The following is a 9,533-nucleotide window of genomic DNA, read 5'->3' on the forward strand; positions in this document are numbered from 1 at the left end:
GGTTCCTACGGAAGTCAGCGAAGAGTTGACTACTGTCGATTTTAAAGTTGTACCCGTCAATTGGTTTGCATCCGCGGCTGCGGTAATATCAATATTGGCCGTGCCGTCAAAGGATACCCCGTTGATCGTTCTTGGTGTAGCCAAAGCAGTTGCTGTAGCGGCATTGCCGGTCACCGATCCTGCAATCGGAGCGGTAACGGTTAAGCCTGTTAAGGTGCCTACCGAAGTAATGTTTGGCTGAGCAGCTGTGGTAACCGTGCCTGCTGTAGTCGCACTGGTTGCTGTAGTTGCACTGGTTGCGGTAGCTGCGTTTCCGGTGATGCTTCCGGCAATCGGGTTGGTTACCGTTAAGTCAGTTAAGGTGCCTACTGAAGTCAGTGAAGAGTTGACTACTGTCGATTTTAAAGTTGTACCGGTCAGTTGGTTTGCATCCGCGGCAGCAGTAATATCAATATTGGCCGTACCATCAAAGGATACCCCGTTGATCGTTCTTGGAGTAGCCAAAGCAGTTGCTGTAGCGGCATTGCCGGTCACCGATCCTGCAATCGGAGCGGTAACGGTTAAGCCCGTTAAGGTGCCTACCGAAGTGATGTTCGGCTGAGCGGCCGTGGTAACCGTGCCTGCTGTAGTCGCACTGGTTGCTGTAGTTGCACTGGTTGCGGTTGCCGCATTACCCGTGATGCTTCCTGCAATCGGGTTGGTGACCGTCAGGTCTGTTAAGGTTCCTACGGAAGTCAGTGAAGAATTGACTACTGTCGATTTTAAAGTTGTACCGGTCAGTTGGTTTGCATCCGCGGCAGCGGTAATGGTAATATCTTCAGATCCATCAAATGGAACTCCATTAATATTTTTTGGAGTTTTGAGCTTTTTTGCTTCTTCAACTTCTAGAGTAATATCTGCTGTACCATCAAAAGCTACCCCATTAATCATTCTTGGTGTAGCCAAAGCTGTCGCTGTAGCCGCATTCCCTGTCACACTTCCTGCAATCGGATTAGTCACAGTAAGGCTACTTAATGTACCAACAGAAGTCAGGGAAGAATTTAATACATTCGGATTCAGTGTTGTACCCGTTAAGGTGTTTGCATCAGCCGCAGCCGTAAGGGTAATATCTGCAGAACCATCAAATGGAACTCCGTTGATATTTCTTGGCGTTGAAAGCTTAGTCGCTGTGGCGGCATTGCCGGTAACACTTCCTGCAATCGGATTAGTTACAGTCAGACCGCTTAATGTACCAACAGAAGTAATGGCTGGTTGGGCTGCTGCAGTAACCGTTTGAGCAGTTTGGGCTGTTGCATTAGCTGGAACCCAGGCAGTTCCGTTCCAGCTCAAAACCTGGCCGGTAAGTGGTGCAGTGGTTGATACAGCATTACCCTGAAGCCGGTTTGCATTCCAAATAGCCGAATTTATATTTGCCGCGAGCGCACCGGTATTATCTTTGATAATTGAAATATTATCAACCGTAACAGCCGATGTATTATTGTTCAAATCGGTAACAGTTGCAAAGGAAGCCCAGACCCCGTTCTCCCTCACATAGAACTTATTGTCTGTCGAATTATAAACCAACATACCATTGACAGGAGATGCAATTGCAGAAAGCGCAGTAATGCGAGGCATCAGGATAGCTTTGTTGGTACCATCAATCTGAAAGGCAACATTCTGATTGGTTATGGTAGCCGATCCTATCGCTATTCCTTCCGCATTCAGTATTTGCTTACTGTTCATATCCAGGTCCTGTGCTGCCCTATGGTCGCCCATATTATCACCAAGCCTGATCTGTCTCGTTTGTCCCTGCACCGTACCAATTGCACCAAGCAAAACGCCTGTCAGACAGGCTAAACGGATAAGTCGTTTCATTGAGTATTTCATATAATCCGAAAAAAAAATATCTAATAATATCTTATTGAGCAGATTTCCTGCTTCAAACTAATTTATTTCATTAATAAAACCTTGTACTGTGTTCCGATGATGGTTACCGGATCTGCCTGATAATTTGCGAATCGGATACTTACCTGATCTGTGCCACTAACCCATGCATTGTATACAGCAAAATCAGGAGTATCCCCGATTAAGGCGACAAAGACAATATCTCCGGGAACTGCTCCTGCTACATTAACCACTACCACATTGGTACTATTTGGTTCAATAATCACATTGCCCCCAGAAGTGGTATTAAACTCTTTTGCCTTTTCAACAATGGTAGTTGAAACCTGCAGGATCGACTTCGGCTCCCAGGCAGTTCCGTTCCAGGTGAGTACCTGACCTGAAACAGTTCCTGGGGAAGCAGCAATCTGAGTACCCGGGTTTATTTTTCCTCCCATATTTCCAAGATTTAGCTTGGTCTCATCTACGTTTACATTGTTATTGATATTGGTGTTGGATACCCCGCTCAGGAAACTCCAAACCCCACCCTTACGGACATAAAGTCCCTGTTTTGGTTCTTTTGACAAATAAATAAGCATACCGTCCAATGGATTTAAAGCATTAATTGCAATGGTGTCGCTTAAACGGGGTAATAATAAACCCTTAGTATCACTCTCCAATTCAAGTATGGAAGAACGCTGAATCTGATCTGGATTAGTACCAATTTTTACCTGAGCCTGGCTTAGATTTGCGCAAAAAAGACATAACATGATAAAAAGAACAAGACTAAAGCTCCTGGTCTGAATAAATATTTGCTGAAACTTACTTTTCATAATTTAAAAATATCGTGGTGAGAGGGTCATTCGATCAAATGAGAATTCATATCTCAGGATTACTTCATGTGAACCTTTTGAAATTATATTGAATTTTGATATAGAATGATCATATGCGTAACCCAAATGAAGTTCAGGGACAACTTTAAGATCAATTATTCCTACCATTGCGGTTTTGTTCCGGTAGGAAACGCCAAGACCGAGCATATCCGATATCCAGAAATTAGTATTGATATCATAGGAAAGCGGACTTCCGGCTACTCCCCTGACTAAGACAGATGGCTTAATGTGAAGATCATCACTAAGTGCAAAAACATAGCCCGTATTAAAATAAATGTGCATTTGCTGCTTCATCTCACTGAAAGCACCTGTATTATTTTCTTTATTGAAATTATTGCGTATTAAATTAGGGGATGAAAGTCCTGCAAAGAAAGTTTCTGTATTGAAAAATACGCCGGTACCAAAATTCAGTTTCAGGGAATTAATATTCTGACTGAATGAAGGATCATTCGGGTCAATTACATCAACCTTGGTATAATCTGTTCTGAAATTATAGACTCCGCCTTGTAAACCAAGTGAAATATTGGAATACTGTCCTGTTGGGATCTTAAAGGAGTAAACTCCCTGAGCACCTAATGTTTTAGTGATTTCATCCCTGTCATCCAGCAGTTTCAAACCTATGCCAACCCGTTTTCCTGAAATGGGCATGTCGGCTGCAAAAAAAGTACTTTGAGGGGCTGTTTTAAATCCTGTATACTGTTTCCGAAACATGGTAGTGATGCTTAGAGCATCCCTGAAACCCGCATAAGCAGGATTAATTTCCAGTGTATTAAACATGTATTCGGAAAAAAGAGGCAATTGCTGAGCAAACAGATTTTGAGATCCTGTCAGAGATATAATAAAACAAAATATTATTCTAATTGTTCTTTTAAACATCCTTTTTTACTACCTGTTAATAATGATATAACCCGTTACCGGCTTTGAATCATTAAAATGTAAAATGTAATAATATGTACCATCTGGAAGATTATTATTAAGCATCCCCTTCTGATTTCCTATACCTTCAAAAGTGTTTTTATAATCTGTATCCCTGAATACAAGACTTTGCCATCTGTTGTAAATTTCAATTCTGACCTTATCAGTAGCCTGGAGGTTCTCAATTACGAATTTGTCGTTCAAACCATCATTATTAGGGGAAATACCGACGGGGACCCTATAATTGGCAAGCACATTTTCCTTCAATACAGATTTTGAAAAATATTCGTTTAAACCCATTCCCCTATTTATCGTCCGGGTACTGAGAAAAGAGTTTGGAATTGGACCACCTGATGAAATTACTCCCGGAGTAATTCCGTTACCATCTGCAAAATCCCATTTCTCAATATTTGACTGGTACCTGCTGATAAAACTCTTTGTTCTATCGGCAGTAAATTGCGAACCTTCTTCAGATGAATTATGCTGAGCATTTAGAACAAGACTAGCATTAGGATCAAGATTATTTAGTGATAAATTCCAGGTTTTAGTTACGAAATTTATATTATCTGGGTTTCCAAATGTTGCCTTGTCATAGACATTATCGAATACCCTTAGCTTCAAATCCTGCGCAATTCCATTATAAATAATCGAAGCAGGTGTATAACTGCCAACAGTTGATCCAATTGGAAATATGATTTGAGTAGTTTGTGAGCCTGTCGTTTTTCTCACTAATGCACCTCCCGTAGTTGAGGTTCCGGTTACGAAATACTTATTATTGTCAAATCCGGCAATGTTTGCCCCAGCTTGCATTATAGCATTTCTGCTATTCAGAATCACCTTTCCACTTTGGAAATTAAAACTTCTTCTGACTAACAGATCGTTGCCCTGAAGAATCAGATTCTGTGGGTTAGCAAGCGTAATATTTGGAAACCCTGTATTAGCCTGTGCAGAAGTTAAAGTATTGATCGATTGAGAAGTTGATCCTGAAAACCGAATAGTTCCACCTAATCCGGTTTGACCGCCTGTACTCTCATCTACTATTCGACTTCCGCTCATGTTATTCCAGCGCTGACCAAGAAAATTAATTGAAGAATTGTTATAAGATCCAAGAGAACCCGAATTATTTAAATCAGAAAAAACCGATACATTAGCCTCCGGATGAACATAAAAAGATTCGCCCGAGTGCACAGTCATTTGCACAATCTCCTGAGCCCTCATAACGGAGGGAAACAGAATATAAATGGCAATTAAAATATTTAACTTATATGTTCCTTTAAAATGCACTACGCTACAAATAATTACTTCAAATGGATTAAAATTTAACCTATCGGTTATATAAAGCCATAATCATACCACCAGTGATATTTCAGGCTCTAAAGTCCATTAGAAGACTATTCATCACTAATATCGCGCTTTAAACTCGCAAAAACGATATATATTTAATTTAAACGATAATTATTTTATAATTTACAAGGATTGAGAAGAAAAATCGTAGAGTTTAATACACATTTTGTGTATTTTTTTCTACAAATAAGAAATTTTTATATTTACAGATGAAATTTACTTCTTGAGTCCAAGTTCATAAAATTTGCGCAGGGAAAAGCTCATCACTGAAATTTAGAGCAAAAAGCAAGACTATTTGAACTAAAAATTCAAATACTTAGGATATCGGTTTGCACTCCTGAAAGTAGTATTTTATGATTTCGAAACTAAGAGCAAAGGGGCTGCCAGAAACAAAAAAAGCCATCCGGAAGGATAGCTTTTTTTAATAAATTCAGGAAGATTAAACCTTGATTTCCACTTCAACCCCACTGGGTAATTCAAGCTTCATCAAAGCATCAACAGTCTTGGAATTGGAGCTGTAAATATCAAGTAAACGCTTATAAGCGCATAACTGAAACTGCTCTCTTCCTTTCTTATTTACGTGCGGTGAACGCAAAACTGTAAATATTCTCTTTTCTGTAGGCAAGGGAATCGGTCCGCTTACCACCGCACCCGTAGGCTTAACGGTTTTAACGATCTTCTCAGCAGATTTGTCTACGAGATTATAATCGTATGATTTTAATTTAATTCTGATTCTTTGGCTCATTTTGATTTGTTTAGAGTTAACGTTAGAGCTATTAGTAACGATAACCGGTTAAAATATTTGACACAAGAACCAGGAACCAAGATTCAAGACGATAAATCCTTGATCTTGATTCTTGGATCTTGATACTTGATTCTTGTTAGGAGTTTGCTTTCTTACCCTTCACCTTCGCTACAACCTCTTCCTGAACATTCCTAGGAGCTTCAGCATAGTGATCAAACTCCATGGTTGACGTTGCACGACCCGAAGTGATGGTACGTAACTGAGTAACATAACCAAACATTTCTGATAGTGGAACAGTAGCTTTGATAACCTGTGCACCGGCACGTGTATCCATACCTAAAAGTTGACCACGACGACGATTCATATCACCAATCACATCACCCATATTCTCTTCAGGGGTAAGGATTTCGATCTTCATGATAGGCTCCATCAATACAGGCTTACATTTTGGCAATGCTTCACGGAAAGCAGATTTAGCACAGATCTCGAAAGACAGTGCATCTGAATCGACTGCGTGGAATGAACCATCAATCAAACGAACTTTCATATCCTGTAGTGGATATCCTGCAAGAACACCATTTACCATGGCTGCAGCAAAACCTTTTTCTACAGAAGGAATAAATTCACGCGGAATAGAACCACCTGAGATCTCATTCACAAACTGCAAACCGGTTTTACCCTCGTCATTAGGCGATATAATAACCTGAATATCAGCAAATTTACCACGACCACCAGTTTGTTTCTTATAAGTTTCACGGTGTTGTGTAGTTCCTGTAATAGCTTCCTTATAAGAAACCTGCGGAGCACCCTGGTTCACCTCTACCTTAAACTCACGTTTAAGACGGTCGATCAGGATATCCAGGTGAAGTTCACCCATACCTGAAATAATGGTCTGACCGGTTTCTTCATCTGTTTTTACACGGAATGTAGGATCTTCTTCAGCTAATTTACCTAAACCTATACCCAATTTATCAACGTCTGCCTGAGTTTTAGGCTCGATTGCCAAACCAATTACCGGCTCAGGGAAATTCATCGATTCTAAAACAATAGGATGTTTCTCATCGCAAAGTGTATCTCCTGTTTTGATATCCTTAAATCCAACTACTGCAGCAATATCTCCGGCTCCAACATTAGGAATAGGATTTTGCTTGTTAGCATGCATCTGGAAAATACGAGAGATACGCTCCTTATTATCAGATCGCATATTGTGGACATAGGAACCTGCTTCCAGATTACCTGAGTATACACGAATAAAACACAAACGACCTACGAAAGGATCGGTTGCAATCTTAAAGGCCAATGCCGCAAATGGTTCTTTTTCACTTGGCTGGCGACTTACTTCTTCACCAGTTTCCGGGTTAGTACCTACAATACCTTCAACATCCAATGGAGATGGCAATAATTCCATCACATAATCTAGCATGGTTTGAACACCCTTATTCTTGAATGAAGAACCACATACCATCGGTACAATCTTAGCATCAAGAACTGCTTTACGCAATGCATCCAAAACTTCACGTTCAGTGATTGTTTCAGGAGCATCAAAGAATTTTTCCATTAAAGACTCGTCGTATTCAGCAACAGACTCTAATAATTTCTCTCTCCATTCTGTTGCTTCAGCAACCAGATCATCAGGAATAGGAACTTCAGTAAAGGTCATGCCTTTATCATGCTCATTCCAAACGATTCCACGGAAGTTGATCAGATCAACCACTCCTTTAAAGCTATCTTCAGAACCAATTGGTAATTGCAAAGGAACTGCATTGCTTCCAAGCATATCCTTAACCTGCTTAACAACTTTTAAGAAATCAGCACCTGAACGGTCCATCTTATTAACGAACCCAATACGTGGAACGCTATAATTATTTGCTAAACGCCAGTTAGTTTCTGATTGTGGCTCAACACCATCAACTGCAGAAAAAAGAAATACCAACCCATCCAAAACTCGTAATGAACGGTTTACCTCTACAGTAAAATCCACGTGTCCGGGAGTATCAATAACGTTGATATGATAAGTATCACCCCTGTATTTCCAGTTAACAGTTGTAGCTGCCGAAGTAATGGTAATACCACGCTCCTGCTCCTGTGCCATCCAGTCCATCGTTGCGGCACCATCATGCACCTCACCAATTTTATGGCTTACACCTGAATAGTAAAGGATACGCTCTGTAGTAGTTGTTTTTCCCGCATCAATGTGGGCAGCGATACCAATATTTCTTGTATATTTTAAGTCTCTTGACATTGTATTATTTCCTGATTAGAATCTAAAATGAGAGAACGCTTTGTTAGCTTCTGCCATTTTGTGGGTATCTTCTTTCTTCTTAACTGCGGCACCTTCACCCTTAGAAGCTGAAATGATTTCTCCGGCCAATTTCTCGGTCATGGTCTTCTCACCACGCTTACGTGAATAATTAATGAGCCATTTCATTCCTAAAGCAATTTTACGCTCAGGACGAACCTCTGTAGGGACCTGGAAGTTTGCACCACCAACACGACGGGATTTAACCTCTACTGCTGGCATTACATTGTTCAAAGCTTTTTTCCAGGATTCTAATCCGTTTTCGCTTGTTTTTTTCTCTACTAATTCAACTGCATCGTAGAAAATAGAGTATGCGATAGATTTTTTACCGTCATACATCATATTATTTACAAACCTGGTTACCATTACGTCGTTAAACTTTGGATCAGGCAGTAAGATTCTCTTTTTTGGTTTTGACTTTCTCATGTTGCTTTCCTCCGTTTAATTATTTCTTTTTACCCTTAGTTGGAGCAGCTGCTACCTGACCTGGTTTTGGTTTCTTAGTTCCGTATTTAGAACGACGTTGGTTACGTCCGGCTACACCTGAAGTATCCAAAGCACCACGAATAATGTGGTAACGAACTCCTGGTAAATCTTTCACACGACCTCCACGGATTAATACAATAGAGTGTTCCTGTAAGTTGTGACCTTCTCCAGGAATGTAAGCATTCACTTCTTTTCCATTGGTTAAGCGCACACGGGCAACTTTACGCATTGCTGAGTTTGGTTTTTTAGGGGTAGTGGTATACACACGTGTGCACACTCCTCTTCGCTGTGGACAGCTGTCCAACGCTGGCGACTTACTCTTGTCGACCAGAGCTACTCTACCTTTTCTAACTAATTGTTGGATAGTAGGCATTTTTTCCTTTTAGTGTTTATATTATTTAATCCCTGCATCTCAGCTTGTTACAGCTTTCATTTAGGGACTGCAAAAGTAGGAAGTTTATTTTGATTTTCAATGGGTTGTGGGAGAATTTATTTAGGATTGATTATTGTGAAAGAGGTATGAGGTATGATGACTGATAACTGATAACTGATAAATGAAGTCTGATGTCTGATATGAAGATTGATCTGGAAAGCCCGTAGGCGGGGCATTTTATTAAAAATGGAAATTGATGTGATTCAGATTCCGGCGAAGGCCAGAATCTCCATATTCTCCCCCCCAACGAATTGTCATTCAGCGAAAGCTCAATGTTATTAAGTTAAGAGTTGATTTCATATTAAATACATACAAGTTTGTCGCGAATTAATTTTTTACTTTTTTGATTTTGACAAACAAATCCAAATTATGGGATATATTACCCGCTCATGGCCGCGGGGCCTAGTCCTTTTCCTGCAGGTGGCTGTTGCACAACTCACAATGGTTGATAACTATAATTTTTAAAGAAAGTTGATTTTGTGGAAATTAGTTCATGCAAGGCAAGAAAAAATATCAGGAAAAGCTCTTCTTAAATTTCCAGCTTTCATCCGCTGTTCC

The 9,533-nt window shown here is 40.2% G+C and carries 8 protein-coding genes; all 8 read right to left on the reverse strand.

All coding sequences use genetic code 11. From position 1 onward, the window contains the following. The coding region (locus Q8S11_RS16720; RefSeq protein WP_305663271.1) for a hypothetical protein at positions 1–1,854 on the reverse strand (1,854 nt) is incomplete at its 3' end. Between the two features lie 74 nt (positions 1,855–1,928). Further along, positions 1,929–2,693 (reverse strand): hypothetical protein, encoded by a 765-nt coding sequence (locus Q8S11_RS16725; protein WP_305663272.1) that lies wholly within the window; start codon positions 2,691–2,693, stop codon positions 1,929–1,931. 3 nt (positions 2,694–2,696) lie between these two features. Further along, positions 2,697–3,629 carry a type IX secretion system membrane protein PorP/SprF gene (locus tag Q8S11_RS16730; RefSeq protein WP_305663273.1) on the reverse strand — a complete coding sequence of 311 codons (933 nt, stop codon included), beginning with the start codon at positions 3,627–3,629 and terminating at the stop codon, positions 2,697–2,699. Between the two features lie 9 nt (positions 3,630–3,638). Continuing rightward, complete coding sequence (locus tag Q8S11_RS16735; protein WP_305663274.1) at positions 3,639–4,862, reverse strand: gliding motility-associated C-terminal domain-containing protein; 1,224 nt, start codon at positions 4,860–4,862, stop codon at positions 3,639–3,641. Positions 4,863–5,451: 589 nt separating this feature from the next. Beyond that, entirely contained in the window at positions 5,452–5,757 is a 306-nt protein-coding gene (gene rpsJ / locus Q8S11_RS16740; protein WP_090706153.1) for a 30S ribosomal protein S10, read from the reverse strand. A 136-nt stretch (positions 5,758–5,893) separates the two neighbouring features. Then, complete coding sequence (gene fusA, locus Q8S11_RS16745; protein WP_305663275.1) at positions 5,894–7,999, reverse strand: elongation factor G; 2,106 nt, start codon at positions 7,997–7,999, stop codon at positions 5,894–5,896. Positions 8,000–8,014: 15 nt separating this feature from the next. Beyond that, positions 8,015–8,482, reverse strand: coding sequence for a 30S ribosomal protein S7 (rpsG, locus tag Q8S11_RS16750; RefSeq protein ID WP_079703558.1), 468 nt, complete (start codon positions 8,480–8,482; stop codon positions 8,015–8,017). Positions 8,483–8,501: 19 nt separating this feature from the next. Then, positions 8,502–8,915, reverse strand: a complete 414-nt coding sequence (rpsL, locus tag Q8S11_RS16755) for a 30S ribosomal protein S12 (protein WP_026897873.1) — start codon at positions 8,913–8,915, stop codon at positions 8,502–8,504. Between the last annotated feature and the right edge of the window lie 618 nt (positions 8,916–9,533).

Source organism: Daejeonella sp. (genome assembly GCF_030695525.1).
In the GTDB taxonomy this organism is placed as follows: Bacteria; Bacteroidota; Bacteroidia; order Sphingobacteriales; family Sphingobacteriaceae; genus Daejeonella.